General features: G+C 61.7%; 22 protein-coding genes. 7 read left to right on the forward strand and 15 right to left on the reverse strand.

Annotation, left to right across the window (positions count from 1 at the left end; genetic code table 11):
- Positions 1-43: 43 nt before the first annotated feature.
- Together betB and betI are read right to left on the reverse strand one after the other, a co-directional pair.
- Positions 44-1,516, reverse strand: coding sequence for a betaine-aldehyde dehydrogenase (gene betB / locus PSH78_RS02240; RefSeq protein WP_305498275.1), 1,473 nt, complete (start codon positions 1,514-1,516; stop codon positions 44-46).
- Positions 1,517-1,595: 79 nt separating this feature from the next.
- On the reverse strand, positions 1,596-2,216 hold the full coding sequence (gene betI / locus PSH78_RS02245; protein ID WP_305498277.1) for a transcriptional regulator BetI: 621 nt from the start codon (positions 2,214-2,216) through the stop codon (positions 1,596-1,598).
- Between the two features lie 364 nt (positions 2,217-2,580).
- Between betI and PSH78_RS02250 the strand changes: the two genes are divergently transcribed.
- On the forward strand, positions 2,581-4,116 hold the full coding sequence (locus tag PSH78_RS02250; protein ID WP_305501163.1) for a BCCT family transporter: 1,536 nt from the start codon (positions 2,581-2,583) through the stop codon (positions 4,114-4,116).
- Between the two features lie 233 nt (positions 4,117-4,349).
- On the opposite strand, the gene choV is transcribed toward PSH78_RS02250, so the two are convergent.
- The 3 genes from choV to PSH78_RS02265 all read right to left on the reverse strand — a co-directional run bounded on the left by choV (position 4,350) and on the right by PSH78_RS02265 (position 7,382).
- Positions 4,350-5,528: a choline ABC transporter ATP-binding protein gene (gene choV / locus PSH78_RS02255; protein ID WP_305498278.1), complete on the reverse strand. Its 1,179-nt coding sequence runs from the start codon at positions 5,526-5,528 to the stop codon at positions 4,350-4,352.
- The gene (gene choW, locus PSH78_RS02260) at positions 5,525-6,370 is read right to left on the reverse strand and encodes a choline ABC transporter permease subunit (RefSeq protein WP_305498280.1); all 846 of its coding nucleotides are present in this window, start codon (positions 6,368-6,370) and stop codon (positions 5,525-5,527) included. Before choW ends, choV begins: the two co-directional genes overlap by 4 nt.
- A gap of 64 nt (positions 6,371-6,434) precedes the next feature.
- The gene (locus PSH78_RS02265) at positions 6,435-7,382 is read right to left on the reverse strand and encodes a choline ABC transporter substrate-binding protein (RefSeq protein ID WP_305498281.1); all 948 of its coding nucleotides are present in this window, start codon (positions 7,380-7,382) and stop codon (positions 6,435-6,437) included.
- Between the two features lie 434 nt (positions 7,383-7,816).
- Between PSH78_RS02265 and PSH78_RS02270 the strand changes: the two genes are divergently transcribed.
- Together PSH78_RS02270 and PSH78_RS02275 are read left to right on the forward strand one after the other, a co-directional pair.
- Positions 7,817-9,193 carry an L-serine ammonia-lyase gene (locus PSH78_RS02270; protein WP_305498283.1) on the forward strand — a complete coding sequence of 459 codons (1,377 nt, stop codon included), beginning with the start codon at positions 7,817-7,819 and terminating at the stop codon, positions 9,191-9,193.
- 565 nt (positions 9,194-9,758) lie between these two features.
- Positions 9,759-10,862, forward strand: a complete 1,104-nt coding sequence (locus tag PSH78_RS02275; RefSeq protein WP_003177576.1) for a GlxA family transcriptional regulator — start codon at positions 9,759-9,761, stop codon at positions 10,860-10,862.
- A 127-nt stretch (positions 10,863-10,989) separates the two neighbouring features.
- Here PSH78_RS02275 and PSH78_RS02280 read toward each other — a convergent pair whose 3' ends face one another.
- The 6 genes from PSH78_RS02280 to PSH78_RS02305 form a co-directional block, all read right to left on the reverse strand.
- Positions 10,990-11,253 (reverse strand): hypothetical protein, encoded by a 264-nt coding sequence (locus PSH78_RS02280; RefSeq protein ID WP_305498284.1) that lies wholly within the window; start codon positions 11,251-11,253, stop codon positions 10,990-10,992.
- 381 nt (positions 11,254-11,634) lie between these two features.
- The gene (locus PSH78_RS02285) at positions 11,635-12,798 is read right to left on the reverse strand and encodes a gamma-butyrobetaine dioxygenase (RefSeq protein WP_305498285.1); all 1,164 of its coding nucleotides are present in this window, start codon (positions 12,796-12,798) and stop codon (positions 11,635-11,637) included.
- A 22-nt stretch (positions 12,799-12,820) separates the two neighbouring features.
- Positions 12,821-13,297, reverse strand: a complete 477-nt coding sequence (locus PSH78_RS02290; RefSeq protein ID WP_305498286.1) for a thioesterase family protein — start codon at positions 13,295-13,297, stop codon at positions 12,821-12,823.
- Between the two features lie 133 nt (positions 13,298-13,430).
- On the reverse strand, positions 13,431-14,396 hold the full coding sequence (locus PSH78_RS02295) for an L-carnitine dehydrogenase (RefSeq protein WP_305498287.1): 966 nt from the start codon (positions 14,394-14,396) through the stop codon (positions 13,431-13,433).
- A 143-nt stretch (positions 14,397-14,539) separates the two neighbouring features.
- Positions 14,540-15,427 carry a 3-keto-5-aminohexanoate cleavage protein gene (locus PSH78_RS02300; RefSeq protein ID WP_305498288.1) on the reverse strand — a complete coding sequence of 296 codons (888 nt, stop codon included), beginning with the start codon at positions 15,425-15,427 and terminating at the stop codon, positions 14,540-14,542.
- A 71-nt stretch (positions 15,428-15,498) separates the two neighbouring features.
- Positions 15,499-16,443 (reverse strand): choline ABC transporter substrate-binding protein, encoded by a 945-nt coding sequence (locus PSH78_RS02305; protein ID WP_305498289.1) that lies wholly within the window; start codon positions 16,441-16,443, stop codon positions 15,499-15,501.
- 193 nt (positions 16,444-16,636) lie between these two features.
- Between PSH78_RS02305 and PSH78_RS02310 the strand changes: the two genes are divergently transcribed.
- Positions 16,637-17,596 (forward strand): GlxA family transcriptional regulator, encoded by a 960-nt coding sequence (locus PSH78_RS02310; protein ID WP_305498290.1) that lies wholly within the window; start codon positions 16,637-16,639, stop codon positions 17,594-17,596.
- Positions 17,597-17,780: 184 nt separating this feature from the next.
- Here the strand turns inward: PSH78_RS02310 and PSH78_RS02315 are convergent, their stop codons facing one another.
- The 4 genes from PSH78_RS02315 to PSH78_RS02330 form a co-directional block, all read right to left on the reverse strand.
- Complete coding sequence (locus tag PSH78_RS02315; protein ID WP_305501164.1) at positions 17,781-18,197, reverse strand: DUF3010 family protein; 417 nt, start codon at positions 18,195-18,197, stop codon at positions 17,781-17,783.
- 69 nt (positions 18,198-18,266) lie between these two features.
- Positions 18,267-18,590, reverse strand: coding sequence for a helix-turn-helix domain-containing protein (locus PSH78_RS02320; protein ID WP_305498291.1), 324 nt, complete (start codon positions 18,588-18,590; stop codon positions 18,267-18,269).
- Positions 18,574-18,828, reverse strand: a complete 255-nt coding sequence (locus PSH78_RS02325) for a type II toxin-antitoxin system RelE/ParE family toxin (RefSeq protein ID WP_305498292.1) — start codon at positions 18,826-18,828, stop codon at positions 18,574-18,576. The genes PSH78_RS02320 and PSH78_RS02325 overlap by 17 nt, the downstream gene beginning before the upstream one ends.
- 93 nt (positions 18,829-18,921) lie before the next feature.
- Entirely contained in the window at positions 18,922-19,323 is a 402-nt protein-coding gene (locus tag PSH78_RS02330) for a lysozyme inhibitor LprI family protein (protein ID WP_305498293.1), read from the reverse strand.
- Between the two features lie 232 nt (positions 19,324-19,555).
- On the opposite strand from PSH78_RS02330, the gene PSH78_RS02335 reads away from it, so the two are divergent.
- The 3 genes from PSH78_RS02335 (at position 19,556) to dgcA (ending at position 23,219) form a co-directional block, all read left to right on the forward strand.
- Positions 19,556-20,533: a dipeptidase gene (locus tag PSH78_RS02335; protein ID WP_305501166.1), complete on the forward strand. Its 978-nt coding sequence runs from the start codon at positions 19,556-19,558 to the stop codon at positions 20,531-20,533.
- Between the two features lie 79 nt (positions 20,534-20,612).
- Positions 20,613-21,143, forward strand: coding sequence for a DUF5943 domain-containing protein (locus PSH78_RS02340; RefSeq protein ID WP_018612374.1), 531 nt, complete (start codon positions 20,613-20,615; stop codon positions 21,141-21,143).
- Between the two features lie 15 nt (positions 21,144-21,158).
- On the forward strand, positions 21,159-23,219 hold the full coding sequence (gene dgcA / locus PSH78_RS02345) for a dimethylglycine demethylation protein DgcA (RefSeq protein ID WP_305498294.1): 2,061 nt from the start codon (positions 21,159-21,161) through the stop codon (positions 23,217-23,219).
- The last annotated feature ends 5 nt before the right edge of the window (positions 23,220-23,224 follow it).

Raw genomic sequence — 23,224 nt, forward strand, 5'->3', positions numbered from 1 at the left:
GAGCGAGCTTGCTCGCGATGGCGGCCGCAGAGGCGACGCAGGTTTAGAACACCGACGTGTAATCGCCCATTTCGACCTGTACCGATTTGATCCGCGTGTAGTTGGTCAGCGAACTGATGCCATTCTCCCGACCCACGCCCGATTGCTTGTAGCCACCGACCGGCATTTCCGCCGCGGACTCGCCCCAGGCGTTGATCCAGCAGATGCCGGCTTCGAGCTGATGGATCACGCGGTGGGCGCGGTTCAGGTCGCGGGTCACGACGCCGGCGGCCAGGCCGAAGTCAGTATCGTTGGCGCGGCGGATCACTTCTTCTTCGGTGTCGTAGGTGAGGATGCTCATTACCGGGCCGAAGATTTCCTCACGCACGATGGTCATGTCATCGGTGCAATCGGTGAACACGGTCGGTGCGACGAATGCGCCCTTGGCCAGATCGCCCTCGGTCAGGCGACCGCCGCCACACAACAGGCGCGCGCCCTCGGCCTTGCCCTTCTCGATGTAGCCCAGCACGCTTTCCATGTGGGCGAAGCTCACCAGCGGGCCGAAGTTGGTGTTTTCGTCTTCCGGGTTGCCGATGCGGATGCGCGCCACGCGCTCGGCAATCTTGGCTTCGAACGCCGCCTTCAGGTGGCTTGGCACGAACACGCGGGTGCCGTTGGTGCAGACCTGGCCGGAGCTGTAGAAGTTGGCCATCATCGCGGTGTCGGCGGCGCGATCCAGGTCGGCGTCGTCGAAGATAATCAGCGGCGACTTACCGCCCAGCTCCATGGTCACGTCCTTGAGCGAAGAGCTCGAAGCGCTGGCCATGACTTTCTTGCCGGTGTCGGTGCCGCCGGTGAAGGAGATTTTCTCGATGCGCGGGTGCTCGGTCAGCCAGGTGCCGACTTCACGGCCACTGCCGGTCAGCACGTTGAATACGCCCGCTGGAACACCGGCCTCGGTGTAGATCTCGGCCAGTTTCAAGGTGGTCAGCGAGGTAACTTCGCTGGGCTTGAAGATCATCGCGTTGCCGGCTGCCAGGGCCGGGGCGGACTTCCACAAGGCAATCTGGATCGGGTAGTTCCACGCGCCGATACCGGCCACCACGCCCAGGGGCTCGCGACGGGTATAGATGAACGAAGTGCTGCGCAGCGGAACCTGCTCGCCTTCGATGGCGGGCACCAGGCCGGCGTAATATTCCAGCACGTCGGCGCCGGTGACGATGTCGACGTATTTGGTTTCAGAGAAGGATTTGCCGGTGTCCAGGGTTTCCAGGGCGGCCAGCTCATCGTTGCGCTCGCGCAGGATGTCGACGGCGCGGCGCAGGATGCGCGAGCGCTGCATGGCGGTCATCGCGGCCCAGACTTTCTGGCCCTTTTCAGCACTGACCACGGCGCGCTCGACGTCCTCGAACGTCGCGCGCTGCACCAGGGCGAGAACTTCACCGTTGGCCGGGTTGATGGCTTCGAAAGTGGCGTCGCCGCTGGCATCGCTGTACGCGCCATCGATGTAGAGTTTTTGCAGTTCGAAACGGGCCATAAAGTCCTCGCAAGTGCATGAGTGGTTGGCTGGCCACCGAGCGTGTCGTTTATAGCTGACTACGCGCTGCGGTGACGGTTCAGGAGTCGAGCGGTTCTGTGTGCTCTGGCGCTCCTGCCTTGGCCAGTTGGAAATCCATGTATTCGTAAGCGATCTGGTGTGCCTGGGCGGTATCGAACGCGTCTCCCGACAGCGCCCCGCGCAGCCACAAACCGTCAATCAGAGCGGCCAGGCCCCGTGCCGCGCTGCGTGCCTGGTCAACGGGCAAGACGCGGCGGAACTGGCAACACAGGTTGGAATACAGGCGGTGATCGTTGATCCGCTGCAACCTGTGCAATGACGGGTGGTGCATGCTGGTGGCCCAGAAGGCCAGCCAGGTTTTCATTGCCGGGCCGTTGACCTGGCTGGCGTCGAAGTTGCCTTCGATGATCACCTTCAGGTGAGCTCGCGGACTCGGGTCCGTCAGCGCTTGACGCCGCGCGGTGACGTTCTCGCTCAAGACACTCATCAGGTACTGGGCCGTGGCCGCGATCAGGCCATTCTTGTCCTGAAAGTAGTGACTGATGATGCCGTTCGAAACACCGGCCAAACGGGCGATCAGCGCAATGCTGGCGTCCCCCATTCCGACCTGGTCGACAGCCTGCAAAGTGGCTTCGATCAACTGCTGGCGGCGGATGGGTTGCATACCGACCTTGGGCATCTGCACATCTCCTTAGGCCATCGGGCGGACGAGTCTTCGCCTGCCTTCATGAGGGCCAGTCTATTTTGTTTTGATTGAACGTTCAATCAACAAAGAATAAGCTCTGCGACAAATCGTCGCGATTTACGAAATTTCCTACGCGTAAATGGCGCAAATAAACGGACATCACGGGCCCCACACCCACGCATCGCGGGGGCAAGGCTTCCAGGGTGTCTTTATAACACCCGCCGGTCGGCTGCCAACTCATCGATCGGGCGGGTATTGCGTTGCCTAGTCCTTCTCTCGCACTGCCTGGAGCATCCGTGCAATGAGTTCTGCCTTGCTAATAAAGACCCCGCCGCAGAAGGTGACGGTCAACGGTTGGGTGTTCTACACCTCCACCGCGCTGATTCTGTTGTTGACGGCCATCCTGATCATCGCCCCGCAGGAGGCCGGCCGGTTGCTCGGCATTGCCCAGGCGTGGCTATCGCGCAGCTTCGGCTGGTACTACATGGTGGTCATCGCCGCCTACCTGGTGTTTGTGGTCGGCCTGGCGTTTTCTTCCTACGGCAAGCTCAAGCTGGGCAGCAAGGACGACACGCCGGATTTCAGTTATGGGGCCTGGGCCGGGATGCTGTTTTCCTCGGGCATCGGCATTTCGCTGTTGTACTTTGGCGCATCCGAGCCACTGGACCATTTCTTCAACCCGCCCGAAGGCGTCGCTGGCAGCAATCAGGCTGCGCGCCAGGCGGTGCAGCTGACGTTTTTGCATTGGGGCCTGCACGGCTGGGCGATCTACGCCCTCGTGGGCTTGGCCGTGGCCTATTTCGCCTACCGGCATAACCAGCCGCTGGCGCTGCGTTCGGCCCTGTATCCGCTGATGGGCGAACGCTGGGTCAAGGGCGCGGCCGGTCACGCGGTGGACGGCTTCGGCATGTTCGTGACGTTGCTGGGACTGGTGACCAACCTGGGGATCGGTTCGCTGCAAGTCGCCTCCGGGCTGGAAAACCTGTTCGGCATGGAACACAGCAACACCAACCTGCTGATCGTGATCATCGTGATGAGCAGCGTGGCGACCATCGCCGCCGTGTCCGGCGTGGAGAACGGTATCCGCCGGCTATCCAACCTGAACATCGTGCTGTTCAGCGGCTTGCTGATCTTCGTCTTGCTGTGCGGCCCAACCCTGCATCTGCTCAACGGCTTCGTGCAGAACATTGGCGACTACCTCAACGGCGTTGTGCTCAAGACGTTCGACCTGTACGTGTATGCGGACGACAACGCCAAGTCGGGCCGCTGGATGGGCCTGTGGACGCTGTTCTACTGGGCCTGGTGGATTTCCTGGGCACCATTTGTCGGCATGTTCATCGCGCGGATTTCCCGTGGCCGCACCGTGCGCGAGCTGGTGGCCGGTGTGCTGCTGATTCCCCTGGGCTTCACGCTGGCCTGGCTGTCGATTTTCGGTAACTCGGCGCTGGATCTGGTGATGAACCACGGTGCGGTGGAGCTGGGCAAGACTGCACTGACGCAGCCGTCGATGTCGATCTATCAGCTGTTGGAATATTACCCGGCGTCGAAAGTGGTGATCGGCGTGTCGATCTTTGTCGGTTTTGTGCTGTTCCTGACCCCGGCGGATTCCGGCGCGGTGATGATGGCCAATCTCTCGTGCACGGGCGGCAATGTCGATGAAGACGCCCCCCACTGGTTGCGGATCTTCTGGTCGGTGGTGATCACGCTGGTGACCATCGGCCTGTTGTTTGCCGGTAACTTCGAAGCCATGCAAACCATGGTAGTGCTGGCCGGGCTGCCGTTCTCGGTGGTTTTGGTGTTCTTCATGTTCGGGCTGCACAAGGCCATGCGCGAGGATGTGCGGGTTGAGCAGGAGCGGGCGGAGTTGGCGGGGTTGGGTAGGGTCTATAACTGACCCCGTTCGATAGTTGTAAACACTGTTGTGGCGAGGGGATTTATCCCCGCTGGGCTGCGAAGCGGCCCCAATAGCAGCGACTCAATCTGATTTGACACTCCGAGTTGCCTGGCTCTGGGAGTGCTTCGCACTCCAGCGGGGATAAATCCCCTCACCACAAGAGCGTTTCAATTCTTGTTCCTGTGCAAACAAAAACGCCGCGATCATCTCGCGGCGTTTTTGTGTGCCCGGGCTCAGCCCAGGTTCTTGCCTAGCAGGGCGTGGTACAGCTCGCTGTCACCGAGGATCCCGACCACTTTCTGGTTATCGTGGAGCACCAGCTTGTTGCCGGTCTGGTAGCGGATCTGCAAGGCGTCGCGCATGCCGATGCTGGAGTCCACCAGGGTCGGACGGCGGCCGAGGCCCTCGACGGCCTGGCCCGGCGCCCAGTTCTGCAGGTCCAACGCGGCGCCGTTCTGGCGCGCGCCCTTGATGGTATTGCCTTCGGCCAGGTCGAGCCAGGAATCGCCGCCCGGGTCCAGGCACACGGAACCGTTGATGCGTTTGCAGTTGTCCAGGGTGCGCATCAGGCTGCGGCCGCAGAGCACGTTGAGCGGGTTGGTGTGGGCGACGAAGGTGCGCACGTAGTCATCCGCCGGGTTCAGCACGATCTGTTCCGGCTTGCTGTACTGGATGATGCGGCCGTCTTTCATGATCGCGATGCGGCTACCCAGTTTCAGGGCCTCGTCGAGGTCATGGCTGACGAATACGATGGTCTTGCTCAGCTTGCGCTGCAGCTCCAGCAGTTCGTCCTGCAGGCCCTGGCGGATCAGCGGGTCGAGGGCCGAGAAGGGTTCGTCCATGAGCAGGATATCGGCGTCCATCGCCAGGGCGCGCGCCAGGCCGACCCGTTGTTGCATGCCGCCGGACAGCTCGTCGGGCTTCTTGTTGCGCCACTGGGTCAGGCCCACCAGCTCAAGCTTTTCATCCACCAGCTTCTTGCGTTCCTTCTCCGGGCGGCCCTGCATTTCCAGGCCGAAGCTGATGTTCTCGCGCACCGTCAGCCAGGGCATCAGGGCAAATTTCTGGAAGACCATGGCGATGCGCTTGGTGCGCATCATCTTCAATTCGGCGGGGGTGCAGGAGGCGATGTCGATCTGCCGGCCTTCGTGTTCGACGAACAGTTTGCCGCGACTCACTGTGTTCAAGCCGTTGATGCAGCGCAGCAGGCTGGATTTGCCGGAGCCGGAGAGGCCCATCAACACGCAGATCTCGCCTTTTTCGACATCCAGGCTGGCCTTTTCCACGCCGACGATCTGCCCGGTCTGCTTCAGGATCTCGTTGCGGGTCATGCCCTTGTCGAGCAGCTTGAGGGCTTCGCGCGGATCTTTGGCGAAGATCACGTCAACCTCTTCGAAGCGGATTATGCTCATGCGTCACCCCCTACTTTGGCGTCGGGTTGTTTGCAGATTCGGTCGAGCATGATCGCCAGCAATACGATCGCCAGGCCGGCTTCGAAGCCCAGGGCGATATCGGCGGTGTTCAGTGCGTTGACCACGGGTTTGCCCAGGCCGTCGGCACCGACCAGCGCCGCGATGACCACCATCGACAGCGACAGCATGATGCATTGGGTAATACCGGCGGCGATGCTCGGCATGGCATGGGGCAATTCAATGCGTGAGAGGAGTTGGCGACGGGAGCAGCCGAAGGCTTTGCCGGCGTCCATCAGTTCGTCCGGAACGTCGCGGATGCCCAGGTAGGTGAGGCGGATGGGCGCGGCAATCGCGAACACCACCGTGGAGATCAGGCCCGGGACCACACCCAGGCCGAAGAGGGTCAGGGTAGGAATGAGGTAGACGAAGGTCGGTACGGTCTGCATCAGATCGAGCACCGGACGCATCATGGTGTAGAACATCGGCTTGTGCGCGGCAACAATGCCCAGCGGCACGCCGATCAGCACGCAGACCAGGGTCGCGAACAGCACCTGGGCGAGGGTTTCCATGGTTTCCTGCCAGTAACCCAGGTTGAGGATCAGCAGGAACGAGGCGATGACAAAAACCGTCAGGCCCCATTTACGCTGGATGAAATGTGCCAGCAGGGCAATGAGGCCGATCAGGGCCAGGGGATTGAACCAGGTCAGCGCAAACGTCACGCCGTGAATCATCGTTTCCAGAAACATCGCGATGGCATCGAAAGTGTTGGCGCCGTTTTGCGTCAACCATTCGACAAAGCCCGCGATGTACTGGCCCAAGGGTATTTTCTGATCAATAAGCATGGTAGTGAACTTCCGCATGCAAGGAATAAACAGCCCGGGCGAGTGAACCCGCCCGGCATAAGCTTTACTGCGCGAGCTTGGCTTTCACGGCCTCCAGGCCAGGTTTACCGTCGATGGTGGTGACGCCGGCGAGCCAGGTGTCGAGCACCTGTGGGTTTTTCTTCAGCCAGGCCTTGGCGGCGGCTTCAGGCTTCATCTTGTCGTCCAGCACGTTGCCCATCAGCGTGCTTTCCATGTCGAGGGTGAAGACCAGGTTTTTCAGCAGTTGGCCGACGTTGCCGCATTCTTGGGCATAGCCCTTGCGCGTGTTGGTGTAGATGGTTGCCTGGCCGAAGTTCGGACCGAAGAACTCATCGCCACCGGTGAGGTATTTCATCTTGAAGCGGGTGTTCATCGGGTGCGGTTCCCAGCCCAGGAACACCACGGCGGTGTTACGGCGCTGGGCGCGATCGACCTGCGACAGCATGCCGGCTTCGCTGGATTCGACCACCTTGAAGCCAGCGTCCTTGAGACCGAAGGCGTTCTTGTCGATCATGCTCTGGATCAAGCGGTTGCCGTCGTTGCCCGGTTCGATGCCGTAGATCTTGCCGTCCAGTTCCTTCTTGAACTTGGCGATGTCGGCGAAATCCTTCAGACCCTTTTCATACAGCTCTTCGGGGACGGCCAGGGTGTACTTGGCGTTCTCCAGGTTGGCGCGCACGGTTTCCACGGTGCCGGCTTCGCGGTAGGCCTTGATGTCGTTTTCCATGGTCGGCATCCAGTTGCCAAGGAAAACGTCCATGTTCTTGCCGTCGGCCAGGGATTTGTAGGTCACTGGTACGGAGATCATCGTGGTCTTGGTCTTGTAGCCGAGGGCGTCGAGCACGACGCTGGTGGTAGCGGTGGTAACGGTGATGTCGGTCCAGCCGACATCGGAGAAGTTGACGGTGCTGCACTGAGCGGGCTCTGCAGCGTTGGCCAGCATCGGAAGACTCAGCATGGCGGCCAACAACAACGGCTTGGAACCTTTCATGGGTGGACTCCTGGTGTTTTATCGGCAGTGTCCGGTCGGGGACAACCGCGCTTTTTTGCTTTTTTAATGTTGCGGTTGGTGGCGCGTGGGCACCCTGGGTGACACGCGGCCTTGCAAACGAGCCGTAACCGATCATGTACCAGTGCAAATCCGACGCCTACAGGGTGCGTCGTATCCAGTACAGGGAGGGTCGCATCCAGTGTTGGTGACGTCGTTTACAGATTTTTTCCGCCCTCGGCTGGCTTCTGACACGCAAAAAAACGTCGTAAAACCTGGGCGACAAGGGCGCGGCGCTGCTGGGCATGATTGCGTCGGTGTCAGACGTCGAAAGCCGATTCAAAAGCCGGATGATGCGGCCATCCCGGCGTTGAGCGTAGCAGCTCCGCCACCGGGCGCTCCTGCGCCCGGATGTGACCGTTCTGGAGATCCAAGGCATGGCTATCAGCGTGTTCGACCTGTTCAAGATCGGTATCGGCCCGTCCAGTTCCCATACCGTGGGCCCCATGCGCGCCGCGGCGCTGTTCGTTGAAGCGCTGCGGGCGAAGGCGCTGCTGCACGATGTGCGCCGGGTCGAGGTGCAGTTGTACGGTTCGCTGTCGGCGACCGGCATCGGCCATGGCAGCGACAACGCCACGATCATGGGGCTGATGGGCGAATGGCCTGACGCGATCGACCCGTCGCAGATCGGCACGCGCATCGAACTGCTGCGCGAAACCGGGACCTTATTGCTGGATGGACGTCTGCCGGTGCCTTTTGTCTGGTCGCGCGACATGCGCCTGATCGACGAGAACCTGCCGTTCCACCCTAACGCGATGACGTTGGTTGCCGAAGGCGCGAGCGGCGAATTGCACCGTGACACCTACTATTCCATTGGCGGAGGTTTTGTCGTTGACCAGGCCCAGGCTTCCAGCGGCGTGGTGGACCTGGACAGTACCGAACTGCCTTACGATTTTTCCAGCGCCGAAGAACTCCTGGCCCTGTGCCGCACGCACAACCTGCGGGTGGCCGAGCTGATGATGGCGAATGAAAAGGTCTGGCGCTCCGAGGAAGAGATCCGTAGCGGCCTGATGACACTCTGGCGGGCCATGCAGGATTGCGTCGAACAAGGCCTCAAGCACGAAGGCATCCTGCCCGGCGGCCTGAACGTGCGGCGACGTGCGGCCAAGTTGCATCGCAGCCTGCAGGAACTGAACAAACCGAACGTGATCGGCTCGACCCTGAGCGCCATGGAATGGGTCAACCTGTTCGCCCTGGCGGTCAACGAGGAAAATGCCGCCGGCGGGCGCATGGTCACGGCGCCGACCAATGGCGCGGCGGGGATCATCCCGGCGGTGCTGCATTACTTCATGAAATTCAGCGAGGCGGTGACCGACGCCAACGTGGTGGATTATTTCCTCAGCGCAGCGGCGGTGGGGATTTTGTGCAAGAAGAACGCTTCGATCTCCGGCGCCGAAGTCGGCTGCCAGGGCGAAGTCGGCTCGGCCTGCGCCATGGCGGCGGCGGGCCTGGCGGAAATCCTCGGCGCCACGCCGGAGCAATTGTGCAACGCCGCGGAAATCGGCCTGGAGCACAACCTTGGCCTGACGTGCGACCCGGTCGGCGGCCTGGTCCAGGTGCCCTGTATCGAGCGCAACGCGATTGCCGCGGTGAAAGCCATCAACGCCGCACAAATGGCCCTGCGCGGCGACGGCCAGCACTTCATCTCCCTGGACCGGGTGATCCGCACCATGCGTGACACCGGCGCCGACATGCATGACAAATATAAAGAGACATCGCGGGGCGGGTTGGCGGTGAGTGCGGTGGAATGTTGAACCCAAGCCTGCGCAAACTCACGTGGCGAGGGGATTTATCCCCGTTGGGCGCGAAGCGCCCCCAGCAGCCTGCCGATATGCAGAGATGTCCGGTTCGGGACTGCTTCGCAGCCCAGCGGGGATAAATCCCCTCGCCACGGATTGTAAAACCGCTCGTAAAATGAACACCGCTGCAAAAACACGCCACGTTTTGGCGCGTCGCAAACAGACAAGCCGTGACTTGTCGGTCACACCTTTGTCCGCCGCGCTACCGTCCGTCCCCGCGCTTGCGGTGACATCCGCCGTGCAAGCGGCGCAGCCCAGTTACCACAAGTGCTACCGATCTGCTCACAGCCCACTGTGGCAGGTGCCTGGGGCCGTTGATGGCACTTTCAAACCAGCCCTGACAGGCCCCTTGAATAGACAGGTCGGCATGTCGTTTTCAGGATTTATTGAACGCGCATTCAAATTTAGGCATGGCAATTGCTCTGTCCCGATAAAGCCCCGTCTCACGCAAGAGAATGATGGGCAATAACAAGAGCCTCCGCCTGAGGCCATCACCCGCTTTGTGTGAGGAGATACCGCGATGACGACGTCCAACTCTGGGGCTCAACCCCAGAACCGTGCGCCTCAATCCATCGGCTTTTTGCTGCTGGACAATTTCACGCTGATTTCCCTGGCGTCCGCGGTGGAACCGCTACGCATGGCCAACCAGCTGTCCGGTCGCGAGTTGTATCGCTGGACCACCCTGACCGTCGATGGCGGGCAAGTCTGGGCCAGTGACGGTCTGCAGATCACGCCTGACGCCTCCATGCACAAAGCGCCGGCCCTCGACACCGTCATCGTCTGCGGCGGCATCGGCATCCAGCGCACCGTTACCCGTGAGCATGTCTCCTGGCTGCAAAGCCAGGCCCGGCAGTCCCGTCGCCTCGGCGCGGTCTGCACCGGCAGTTGGGCCCTGGCCTGTGCCGGCCTGCTGGACGGTTTCGATTGCAGCGTGCATTGGGAATGCCTGGCGGCCATGCAGGAAGCCTTCCCGCGGGTATCGATGAGCACGCGCCTGTTCACCCTCGACCGCAATCGCTTCACCAGTTCTGGCGGCACCGCGCCGCTGGACATGATGCTGCACTTGATCAGCCGCGATCACGGTCGCGAACTGTCGGCGGCGATCTCGGAAATGTTTGTCTATGAGCGCATCCGCAACGAGCAGGATCACCAGCGCGTGCCGCTCAAGCACATGCTCGGTACCAACCAGCCGAAGTTGCAGGAAATCGTCGCACTGATGGAGGCCAACCTCGAAGAGCCGATCGACCTGGACGAACTGGCGGTGTATGTCGCCGTGTCCCGACGTCAGCTCGAGCGCCTGTTCCAGAAATACCTGCACTGTTCGCCGTCGCGCTACTACCTCAAGCTGCGGCTGATCCGCGCGCGGCAGTTGCTCAAGCAGACGCCGATGTCGATCATCGAAGTGGCCTCGGTGTGCGGCTTCGTCTCCACCCCGCACTTCTCCAAGTGCTACCGCGAATACTTCGGCATTCCACCGCGCGACGAGCGCGTCGGTTCCAACACCACCCAGCAGGTAGCGATGATGCCGTTGCCGCAGGCCCTGGTGCTGTCGCCATTGTCCGGCCCGCTGTCGGCATTGAGCCAGGCGCGCAATGAGTCGACGTTTGCCAGTGTGAGGCTCTAGGACCGAGGGCTTTTGTGGCGAGGGAGCTTGCTCCCGCTGGACCGGGCTGGCGCTCCAGCGCGCAGCGGTCCCAAGCTTTTTGGGGCTGCTACGCAGCCCAGCGGGAGCAAGCTCCCTCGCCACAAGGTCAGCCGCTATGGTTCTGCTGGTATTCCGTCAGCGCTGGCAGCAGCTGTTTGTCGATTGCCTGGCGCACCGCCGGCAGGATGGTCGCGCTGCTGGTGTACATGTCCTTGACCATGCGCCGCAGTTCATTGGCGCGCGCCCGGTCCAGGCCGCGCACCGCGCATTCACAGGCCTGCTCGGCGGTCGCGCCGCTGGGTATCTGCAACCCCAGGGCCTTGAGATGGCCCAGCAGGTCTTCCTGGTCGATCAAATCGGCGTACATCATGACGCTTTTCCTTGTTCAGGGATTGGGGTCGTGACTGGATTCTGGTAGCCGTCCGAAGCGGCGGCAAGGGCAAATCGTCGATCTGGCCTGAATGACTATGAGCGGGTCGTTTTCGGCTAACTCGCCCGCCTCGGGAGTGGGCACACTGGCCCCAAGCTGAATCACGATGGTTTGGTCACCCTCGCGCAACGGCTCCTCCAGTAACGCTCCTGCCCCGATCCTGTCACGGCTTGATCGGGGATTTTTTTGTCTGCTTGAATCAAGGGAAATGCGTTGTCTGATTGGGTGCTTTCGCGAGCAGGCTCGCTCCCACATTAGATTTTGTGATCGACACAGAACCCCTGTGGGAGCGAGCCTGCTCGCGAAGAACGATGACGAGGTTTACCGCTGCAACACCAGAATCCGCGACAACAATTCATCCCGATCGACATAACACCCCTGGAAGTGCCGCGCCCCGGAGGCTGGGTCGAACGCATTGCGCGCGTGAAGGGTGCGACGGTTGTCGAAGCACCAGAGCTGGCCGGGTTCAAGCCTTTGTACCAGGCGAAACCGAGGCTCGCGGGTCAGGGCAATGAAGCGGCGATATGCTTGATAGAGCCTCGACATCTGCTCCACCGATGTATCGAACGGTCCGCGCAAGAAATTCGCCATGCGGATCTCCGAGACCTGCCCCAGCGTATCCCGGGCGATGATCGGCGCCAGGCAGCGGTAGTCGCTGTGGCGATCCTTGTTGCGAAATTCCACCGGGATCTGGCACAGCGCGTCGAAGGCTTCGGCCTCTTCCCGACGCAGCGCCTCGGCGATGGCGAAACCGTCGACGAAGATGCTCTCGCCACCGTCGGCGTCGTTCACCAGGCAATGCAGGAACTGCAAACCCGGCTGCAGTTCTCGTGTTGGCAGGTCGCTGTGCAACGGCAGATTGAAGGCGGTATAGGCGTTGCTGTCGGCATCGGCCTTGGACTGCACGTTGAACAGCACGCCGAAATTGCTTTCGCGGATAAAGGAAATGCGCTGGGCAATCAGTTTCAGCGAGCCGGGTTCGGTGGGGACGTCCCGTACTTGGGTCAGGCCGATGTCGCGTACTGCCAGTAGCCATTTCAGCAAGGTGTCGGCGTCCTCCATCAGGGCCTGGTATTCGAACACTGGCAGTGACAGATCGTGCTGCCACAGTTGGCGTTGTGGTTTGCCCGCCAGTCGCTCGGCCCTGGATTGATCGTCATAGGCATGGGCGCGCAACCAACCCGGGTCGAAAAGGCTCTGATGGCCGTCCTGCCAAACCACGTGTAGGCAGCCCGCGCCGTCGATGTCGATTGCGCCGGGCGTCAGGTCTTCCGGAACGTCGACGATCTCCAGGACCTGCTCGCGGGTGACGCTGTAGACACACTGCGCGCAGGGGCAGTTGTCCCGCAGCCATTGATGGTGAAACGGGCTGATCCGACCGTCGGCCCACGTGACGTGGACCCGGTCGGCCAAGGGTGTTACGGCGCTCAATGCCTGGACAAGTGGGTAGCGTCGGAAGTCGGCGATAGCGGCGGCGATGTTCATGGCGGTCTCCTGTTCGAAGCTTTTATCGGGCGGGCGGCAGGGCGATGACGCGGCCTATGTAGTTCGGGGCCGGCAGGTCGGATTGGCTGTCGAGCAGGGCTTTGAGTCGGCCCAGGGTCTGCTCGGTGAACGGCGCTGAACGCGGGCCCGCCAGGTCGACGTGCAGCAGCATCTGCTCATTGCCGGCCAGCTCTTTGTCTCCGCCCACCAGGTGCAGGCTGTGGTAGAGGTGCAGGCGTTTGGTGTCGTGGCCGATGATTTGTGTGTGCACCTCTACCTCGGCCCCGAGCTTCACTTCGTGGAGGTAGTTCAGGTGCAGTTCGAGGGTGAACAGCGAATGGCCGCTGGCTTCGCGGTTCTGGCTGTCCAGGCCGAGCTGGTCCATCAGCGCGTCGGTCGCGTAGCTGAAGATCAGCAGGTAGAAGGCATCGCGCAAGTGACCGTTGTAGTCGACCCATTCAGGGAGGATGGGGGTTTGGTAGGTGGTTAGGGTGGGCATGAGGGTGGGTTCCGATTGTTGTGGCGATTGAGCTGACGCTATCGCGAGCAAGCTCGCTCCCACAGGTTTTGTGTACGATACTGAATCACTGTGGGAGCGAGCTTGCTCGCGATGAGGCCAGACCTGCAGCCGGTTATTCGCTGAAGGTCATTCCATGTTTTTCCTTGGTGAACCTCACCGCCTCCAGCACAGCCAGCAAACAATCATCACGGTAGCGCTCCAGCGCCGAAATGCTGTGGCGCCCCAGTTGCTCGCTCGTCCCGTCCACCACATCGTCGATCAGTTTCTCGGTCAGCTCCGGCGCCGGCAGGTAGGTCCACGGCAGTTGTAGCGCCGGGCCGAACTGGGCCATGAAATGGCGCATCCCGGCATCGCCGCCGGCCAGGGTATAGGTCAGGAAAGTGCCCATGAACGACCAGCGCAGGCCGGCGCCGAAACGAATGGCATCGTCGATTTCGCCGGTGGTCGCCACGCCGTCGTTGACCAGATGCAGGGCCTCGCGCCATAGCGCTTCGAGCAGGCGGTCGGCGATGAAACCGGGGACTTCCTTGCGCACGTGCAGCGGGCGCATGCCAAGGGATTCGTAGACCTGCATCGCCGCTTGTACGGCTTCAGGCGCGGTGTGCTTGCCACCGACCACTTCCACCAGGGGCAGCAGGTAGACCGGGTTGAACGGGTGCCCGACCACGCAGCGCTCTGGATGAGTGGAGTTTGCATAGAACTCGCTCGGCAAAAGCCCCGAGGTACTCGACCCGATCAGTGCATTCGGCTTGGCGGCGGCGCTGATCTGCCCGTGCAGTTCAAGCTTGAGCTCCAGCCGCTCGGGAGCGCTTTCCTGAATGAAATCGGCATCGCGCACGCATTCCTCGACGGTCGCGACGAAGCGCAAGCGATCCTGCGATGCGCCGGGGGCCAGGCCGTGTTTTTCCAAGGCTCCCCAGGCGTTCGCGACGCGTTTGCGCAAGGCCGCTTCGGCACCCGGCGCCGGGTCCCAGGCGACCACGTCCAGGCCATGGGCCAGGGCGCGGCTGACCCAACCGCTGCCGATGACGCCGCTGCCCAGGGCGGCGAAGGTTCTGATGTTGGTGATGAAGCTCATGGTGGTTTCCTGAAAAGGGTGAGGACCACCTGTGGGAGCGAGCTTGCTCGCGATGGCGGCGGTGCATCTGACGCATCTTTGACGGTCGGACTATCGCTATCGCGAGCAAGCTCGCTCCCACAGGGAAGACGGTGGAGATTTGGTTAGCCGCGCTGGGTCAGGCCCATTTTCTTGCGGCCTTCAGCCGGCGTAAGCACACGCGCCCCGAGGCGGCTGAGGATTTCGCCGGCACGCTCCACCAGTTGGCCATTGGTGGCGAGCACGCCTTTGTCCAGCCAGAGGTTGTCTTCCAGCCCGACCCGCACGTTGCCGCCCAGCAATACGGCCTGTGCCGCCATCGGCATTTGCATGCGGCCGATACCGAAGCCGGCCCACACCGCGTCGGCGGGCAGGTTGTCGACCATGGCCTTCATAGTGGTGGTATCCGCCGGCGCGCCCCACGGGATACCCAGGCAGAGCTGGAACAATGGGTTGTCCAGCAGGCCTTCCTTGATCATCTGCTTGGCGAACCACAGGTGCCCGGTGTCGAAGATCTCCAGCTCGGCCTTGACCCCCAGTTCGGTGATGCGCTTGGCGCCGGCCCGCAGTTGCGCCGGGGTGGAGACGTAAATGGTGTCGCCGTCGCCGAAGTTCAGGGTGCCGCAATCCAGGGTGCAGATTTCCGGCAACAGCTCCTCGACATGGGCCAGGCGGGTCAGTGGGCCCACCAGATCGGTGTTGGGGCCGAATTCCATCGGGTTTTCCCCCGCACCGATTTCCAGGTCGCCGCCCATGCCGGCGGTGAGGTTGACGATGATGTCGACGTCGGCCTCGCGGATGCGCTCCATCACTTCGCGGTACAGCGCCACGTCGCGGCTGAACTTGCCGGTCTGTGGGTCGCGCACATGGCAGTGGACCACGGTGGCGCCGGCCTTGGCGGCCTCGACGGCTGCGGCGGCGATCTGTTTCGGGGTGACCGGCACGTGCGGGCTCTTGGCGGTCGTGTCGCCAGCACCGGTGAGTGCGCAGGTGATGATGACGTCGTGGTTCATGGTGCGGATTCCTTCAGGCGTGGTGAGTCACCGCGCAGCCCTTTGGAGCTGCGCAGAGGGATAACGGTTGATCAGTTGCTGGTCAGTTTCAGGTTGTCGATGGCCGGCTTGCCGTCGAAAGTGGTCACGCCTTCGAGCCAGCGCTGCTTGTCTTGCGGGTGGTCCTTCAGCCATTGCCGGGCGGATTCCAGTGGGTCCTTGTGGTCGAGCAGCGGCTGCATCATCCGGCTCTCGTCTTCGGCGCTGAAGGTCAGGTTGCTCAGCAGGCGGCTGACGTTCGGGCATTGCTCGGCGTAGTTCGGCGCGGTGACGGTCCAGACGCTGGCCATGCCTTCATTCGGGCCGAGGGCGTCTTCGCTGCCGGTGAGATAGGTCATTTGCACATTGACGTTCATCGGGTGCGGCGCCCAGCCGAAGAACACCACGGCTTCCTTGCGCCGCACGGCGCGGTCCACCGCCGCGAGCATGCCGGCCTCGCTGGACTCCACCAGTTGGAACTTGCCCAGGCCGAACTGATTCTTGGCGATCATCGCCTTGATCTGGGTGTTGGCACCGGAACCGGGCTCGATGCCGTAGATCTTGCCGCCCAACTCTTTTTCGAATCTGGCGATATCAGCGAAGGTCTTCAGGCCCTTGTCGGCCAGGTAAGTCGGTACGGCCAGGGTGGCGCGGGCGTCCTTGAGGCTCGGCTGCTCCAACACCTTGACCTGCTTCGCCTCGACGAACGGGGTGATGGTCTGGGTCATCAGCGGGTTCCAGTAGCCCAGGAACAGGTCCAGGCGCTGGTCGCGGATGCCGGCGAAAATGATCTGCTGGGAGGCGCTGGTCTGCTTGGTCTTGTAGCCGAGGCCATCGAGCATCACTTGGGTCAAGGCGCTGGTGGCGATGACGTCGGTCCAGTTGACCACGCCCAGGCGCACGTTCTGGCAGGCGGCGGGCTCGGCTGCGAGGGCAGTCTGGTTCAGCAGGGACGTGGCGCTGATTGCAAGAACGCAGTAGCTGATCAGGTGTTTCATTGTCAGATTCCTCGGCAGCTTGTTGTTATGGGTTCCGGCATCTGCGCGCCGGTGATGCCAAAGTACGCAGCCGGGCCGTTGGCAAAACGCACAGCGGCGACCTGCTCTTGCACTGCAGCGACCTGTGCGCTTGAAGGACGCTTGCAACTGGCGTATCAAGGTCCGCACGCTGCCCGTCAACCGAGTGCGCTCCATGTCCCAGGATTTCTATTTCTTGTTGATGCCGGGTTTCTCGGCCATCGGTTTCATCTCGGCCATCGAGCCCTTGCGGGTCGCCAACCGTTTTCGCGGCGAGCTGTACCGCTGGCATGTACTGAGCGCCGATGGCGGTGCGGTGCTGGCGAGCAACGGCATGTCGGTCAACGCCGACGCCGCGCTGGAGCCGCTGAAGAAGGGGGCGACGCTGTGGGTCGTGGCGGGTTTCGAGCCGTTGAAATTTGCCAGCCCGGCGTTGGAGCGCTGGTTGCATCGACTCGACAATGAAGGTGTGATCCTTGGCGGTATCGACACCGGCAGCGTGGTCCTGGCCGAGGCGGGGCTGCTGGATGGCCACCGGGTGACACTGCACTGGGAGGCGATCGAGGCGTTCAAGGAATCTTATCCACAGCTCGGCGTGACCCAGGAACTGTTCGAGATCGATCGCCGTCGCATCACTTGCGCCGGCGGCACTGCCTCCATCGACCTGATGCTCGACCTGATCGGCCAGGCCCACGGCCCGGAGCTGGCGATCCAGGTCAGCGAGCAATTCGTGCTCGGTCGCATTCGTCCGCGCAAGGATCACCAGCGCATGGAAATCGCCACGCGCTACGGCATTCGCAACAAGAAGCTGGTGCAGGTCATCGGCGAGATGGAGGCCCATAGCGAACCGCCCTTGAGCACCCTGGCCCTGGCCGAGTCGATCAACGTGACGCGGCGTCAGCTGGAGCGCCTGTTCCGCCTGCACCTGAACGATACCCCGAGCAACTTCTACCTGCGGCTGCGCCTGGAAAAGGCCCGGCAACTGCTGCGTCAGACCGACATGAGCGTGCTGGAGGTGAGCATCGCCTGCGGGTTCGAGTCGCCGTCGTACTTCACCCGTAGCTATCGGGCACGGTTTGCCCGGTGTCCTCGGGAAGATCGGCGACGGCAGGGGGATGAGCGGGAGGTGGTTTGACAGGTTTTCATAGTCTGGAAGTACACCGTGGCGAGGGAGCTTGCTCCCGCTGGGCTGCGAAGCAGTCCTAATGTCATCGACTCAATCAACCTGACACACCAGGGTGCCGGGTTTCGGGGCCGCTGCGCAGCCCAGCGGGAGCAAGCTCCCTCGCCACGGGGGGCTGTGGTCGCCTGAAAAAGGTCTATTTCTTCATCAGTGCCGAGCAGGCTGCCTTGTACGCCTCATGCTGATATTTGTTCAGCGTCGCCGGCAGGGCGAAGTCGTGTTTCTTGCTTTGCGCGTTGATGGTCTGCGGCGACAGCAGCGTCACCTCGCAACCTTCCAGCAACTGGAAAATGCCCTCGATCTTGAACGTGGTCGGCCCGCCGGCGAATTCACCTTTCTTGCTGCGTTTCTTGATGGCGATGCGTTCGATGCCGTTGTCCGTCACGAACGCTCGAACCTGCGCGGCAAAGGCCTTGACGTTAGCGGCTTCGTCATCGTCGTCGAGGGCGATTTTCTTGGTGCTCAGCGCGACGTGGCTTAACGCCTGCTGGTCCAGCGAGGCAACGGCGATGATCGCTTCGCTGCCTTTGATTTCGATGCCGCAGATGATCATGCTCGGGCCTTGGATTCGGGTGGTCTGGAGCGCCAGTTTACCCACCTTGAGGCTCAACGCCTCGCGAATCTATAGCTCCAGTTGATCAGCATGGATGCCAAAGGCAGAGGCAATCTTTTCTCGTGTAGCTCGGCGAGGTTTGGCCACAGATTCTTGCTGGGCAAACGCCGGTTGGGAAATACCGAGACGCTTGGCAACTTCGTCTTGGGTCAGGTTCAAATGCTCGCGCCAGGCGCGTATGGGCGTGGCGCCGTCGACGATGCGGCTAACGACTTCATGAGGAATCAGATCGGGTTCCAATTTCTGCGCAACGTATTGCGCATACGGAATGACCACAAAAGCAGGATTTCCGTCTGCGTCGTTGATGATCTGAATGTCAGTAGGTACGTTCATCGCGTTTCTTGACCTCTTGAATGCTGACGACCTTGATCGCCCCGTCCCAATCGAACATGACTCGATAACTGCCTACCCGTAGACGGTACGCATAGTCATGGCCGGCAAGCGCCTTGACGTTCACCACGTCAGGCATCTGGGCGAGTGCCGACACGGCGTCCCGAACCTGCACCTGATGGACCGAGTGCAGTTTCAGAAGTTGTTTAACGGCCTTTCTGGTCCAGAGGATTGTGCTCATGAAAGGATATAAGTCTTTTATAAGATTTGCGAATCCTGACTTATATCTCTTCCAGGACCAACGGCCGGACGGTGTCGGGATGTTGCGCCCAATTTATTCCTGCCCAATCGACTCCAAAAACTCCGACCGGTCATCGCTCACCTGGGCCATGCAGTCGTTTTCGGCGATTTTGTAGGCGTCGCTGCCGGGTTTGGCCGGGAAGGCGGCGATCGCGCAGTCGGCTTCGCGCTGCTTTTGCCACAGTTGCTGGGCGGCCTTGATCTTGGCGCTGATGTCGTTGAGCTGGGCCTTGTCGCTGGCGTAGCGGGTTTGCAGGCGTTCGTTGAGGCTTTGCAGGTTTTCGTTGAGCAATTGTTCGGCGGCGGCTTTGCCGTAGGCCGAACAGGCCAGGGTCTGGACGTCGTTTTCAACTTCGTCGCAGGGGTTGGGTTCGGTGTCTTCGGTCGCGTGGGCGACGGTGCTGATCAGTGCCAGGGCGAAGAAAATCAATTTCATCGGTTGTCGCTCGAGTCCGGTTGAATCCAGTGGTGCAGCGGATTCTGGCGCAAGCGCCGGGTAAAGAACAGATGGGCAGGGTGGGCCTGTCGCAGCCCATTGTCGCGGATTGACGCTTTCGGCAATTCCCCTGTCGTTTTTGCACCCGGTCGCGACGGCCCTCAGGCATATGCTGGCCCCAAAGCGCCGGCACACGATTCGGCGCATGAATCGCCAACAAGGGGACTGCCTGATGAGCCCAGCCGAATTGCACGCCGACAGCATCGTTATCGACGGGCTGATCATTGCCAAGTGGAACCGTGACCTGTTCGAAGACATGCGCAAGGGCGGCCTGACCGCAGCCAACTGCACCGTGTCGGTGTGGGAAGGTTTTCAGGCCACCATCAACAACATCGTCGCCAGCCAGAAACTGATCCGCGAAAACAGCGACCTGGTGATCCCGGTGAAGACCACCGCCGACATCCGTCGCGCCAAGGAGCAGGGCAAGACCGGCATCATCTTCGGCTTCCAGAACGCCCATGCCTTCGAGGACCAGCTCGGCTATGTCGAGATCTTCAAGCAGCTGGGCGTCGGCGTGGTGCAGATGTGCTACAACACCCAGAACCTGGTGGGCACCGGCTGCTACGAGCGCGACGGCGGCCTGTCGGGCTTCGGTCGTGAAATCGTCGCCGAGATGAACCGCGTCGGCATCATGTGCGACCTGTCCCACGTTGGCTCCAAGACTTCCGAAGAAGTCATTCTCGAATCGAAGAAGCCGGTCTGCTACTCCCACTGCCTGCCGTCCGGTCTGAAAGAGCACCCACGCAACAAGTCCGATGAGGAATTGAAGTTCATCGCCGACCACGGCGGTTTCGTCGGCGTGACCATGTTCGCGCCGTTCCTGGCCAAGGGCATCGATTCGACCATCGACGACTACGCCGAAGCTATCGAATACACCATGAACATCGTCGGCGAAGACGCCATCGGCATCGGCACCGACTTCACCCAGGGCCATGGCCAGGATTTCTTCGAGATGCTGACCCACGACAAGGGTTATGCCCGTCGTCTGACCAGCTTCGGCAAGATCATCAACCCCCTGGGCATCCGCACCGTGGGCGAATTCCCGAATCTCACCGAGACGCTGCTCAAGCGCGGTCACCCGGAGCGGGTGGTGCGCAAGATCATGGGCGAGAACTGGGTGAACATTTTGAAAGACGTCTGGGGCGAATAAACCCCGCCGCGTCACCGAATCCTCTACCTGCGGCCACTCGCGCCGCAGGCACATCACGAATTTCCGGAGTCACGTTTTCATGGCCAAGATCGCCCCGCAACTGCCAATCGAAGTCGACAGCGAAACCGGTGTCTGGACTTCCGACGCCCTGCCGATGCTGTACGTGCCGCGTCACTTCTTCGTCAACAACCACATGGGCATCGAGGAAGTGCTGGGCGCCGATGCCTACGCCGAAATCCTCTACAAGGCCGGCTACAAATCCGCCTGGCACTGGTGTGAAAAAGAAGCCGAATGTCACGGCCTGGAAGGCGTCGCGGTGTTCGAGCATTACATGAAGCGCCTGTCCCAGCGTGGCTGGGGCCTGTTCAAGATCCAGGACATCGACCTGGACAAAGGCACCGCCAGCGTCAAGCTCGAGCATTCGGCGTTCGTCTACGTGTACGGCAAGGTCGGGCGCAAGGTCGACTACATGTTCACCGGCTGGTTCGCCGGCGCCATGGATCAGATTCTCGCCGCTCGCGGCAGCCAGATCCGCACCGTGGCCGAGCAGGTCTACGGCGGTTCCGAAGAAGGCCACGACGACGGCCTGTTCATCGTCAAGCCGTTGTAAGTCGAGGATCGCGCCATGGCTTTTGAAGCAATGTTCCAGCCGATCCAGATCGGCAAGCTGACCATCCGCAACCGCGTGCTCAGCACCGCGCACGCCGAGGTCTACGCCACCGACGGCGGCATGACCACCGACCGCTATGTGAAATATTACGAAGAGAAGGCCAAGGGCGGCATCGGCCTGGCAATCTGCGGCGGCTCGTCCGTGGTTGCCATCGACAGCCCGCAGGAATGGTGGAGTTCGGTGAACCTGTCCACCGACCGCATCATCCCGCACTTCCAGAACCTGGCCGACGCCATGCACAAGCATGGCGCCAAGATCATGATCCAGATTACCCACATGGGTCGTCGCTCGCGTTGGGACGGTTTCAACTGGCCGACCCTGATGTCACCGTCCGGCGTGCGTGAGCCGGTGCATCGTGCGACCTGCAAGACCATCGAGCCGGAAGAAATCTGGCGGGTGATCGGCAACTACGCCCAGGCCGCGCGCCGGGCCAAGGCCGGTGGCCTGGACGGCGTCGAGCTGTCCGCCGTGCACCAGCACATGATCGACCAGTTCTGGAGCCCACGGGTCAACAAGCGCACCGACGAGTGGGGCGGCAGTTTCGAAGGCCGGATGAAGTTCGGCCTGGAAGTGTTGAAGGCCGTGCGCGCCGAAGTGGGTGACGATTTCTGCGTGGGCATGCGCCTGTGCGGTGACGAGTTCCACCCGGACGGCTTGTCCCACGAGGACATGAAGCAGATCGCCAAGTACTACGACGACACCGGCATGCTCGATTTCATCGGCGTGGTGGGCTCGGGTTGCGACACCCATAACACCCTGGCCAACGTCATTCCGAACATGAGTTATCCACCGGAGCCGTTCCTGCACCTGGCCGCCGGTATCAAGGAAGTGGTCAAGGTTCCGGTGCTGCATGCGCAGAACATCAAGGACCCGAACCAGGCCACGCGGATCCTCGAGGGCGGCTACGTCGACATGGTCGGCATGACCCGCGCCCACATCGCCGATCCGCACCTGATCGCCAAGATCAAGATGGGCCAGATCGACCAGATCAAGCAGTGCGTCGGCGCCAACTACTGCATCGACCGCCAGTATCAGGGCCTGGACGTGCTGTGCATCCAGAACGCTGCGACCTCCCGTGAATACATGGGCGTGCCGCACATCATCGAGAAATCCACCGGGCCGAAACGCAAAGTCGTGGTGGTCGGTGCCGGCCCGGCCGGGATGGAAGCGGCGCGCGTGGCCGCCGAGCGTGGGCACGACGTGACGCTGTTCGAGAAGAAGGAGTTCATCGGCGGACAGATCACCACCGCCTCGAAAGCCCCGCAACGGGACCAGATCGCCGGTATCACCCGCTGGTTCCAGCTGGAGCTGGCGCGGCTGAAAGTCGACCTGCGCCTGGGCGTGGCGGCGGATGCGCCAACCATCATGGATTTGCGTCCGGACGTGGTGGTGCTGGCGGTTGGCGGCCACCCGAACGTCGAGCAGAACGAGCACTGGGGCGCCGCCGAAGGGTTGGTGGTCAGCAGCTGGGACGTGCTCGACGGCAAGGTTGCACCGGGCAAGAACGTGCTGGTCTACGACACCATCTGCGAGTTCACCGGCATGTCGGTGGCGGACTTCCTCGCCGACAAGGGCAGCCAGGTCGAGATCGTCACCGACGATATCAAGCCAGGCGTGGCCATTGGCGGGACGTCGTTCCCGACCTACTACCGCAGCATGTACCCCAAGGAAGTGATCATGACCGGGGACATGATGCTGGAGAAGGTCTACCGCGAAGGCGACAAGCTGGTGGCAGTGCTGGAGAACGAATACACCGGCGCCAAGGAAGAACGTGTGGTGGACCAGGTGGTGGTGGAGAACGGCGTGCGGCCGGACGAAGAAATCTACTACGCGCTGAAGGAAGGTTCGCGCAACAAGGGCCAGATCGACGTCGAAGCCTTGTTCGCGATCAAGCCGCAGCCATGCCTGGAGCAGAGTGGCGATGGCTACCTGCTGTTCCGCATCGGCGACTGCGTGGCCCAGCGTAATACCCATGCGGCCATCTACGACGCCCTGCGGTTGTGCAAGGATTTCTAACGGCT

The sequence above is a fragment of the Pseudomonas sp. FP198 genome (assembly GCF_030687895.1).
In the GTDB taxonomy this organism is placed as follows: Bacteria; Pseudomonadota; Gammaproteobacteria; order Pseudomonadales; family Pseudomonadaceae; genus Aquipseudomonas.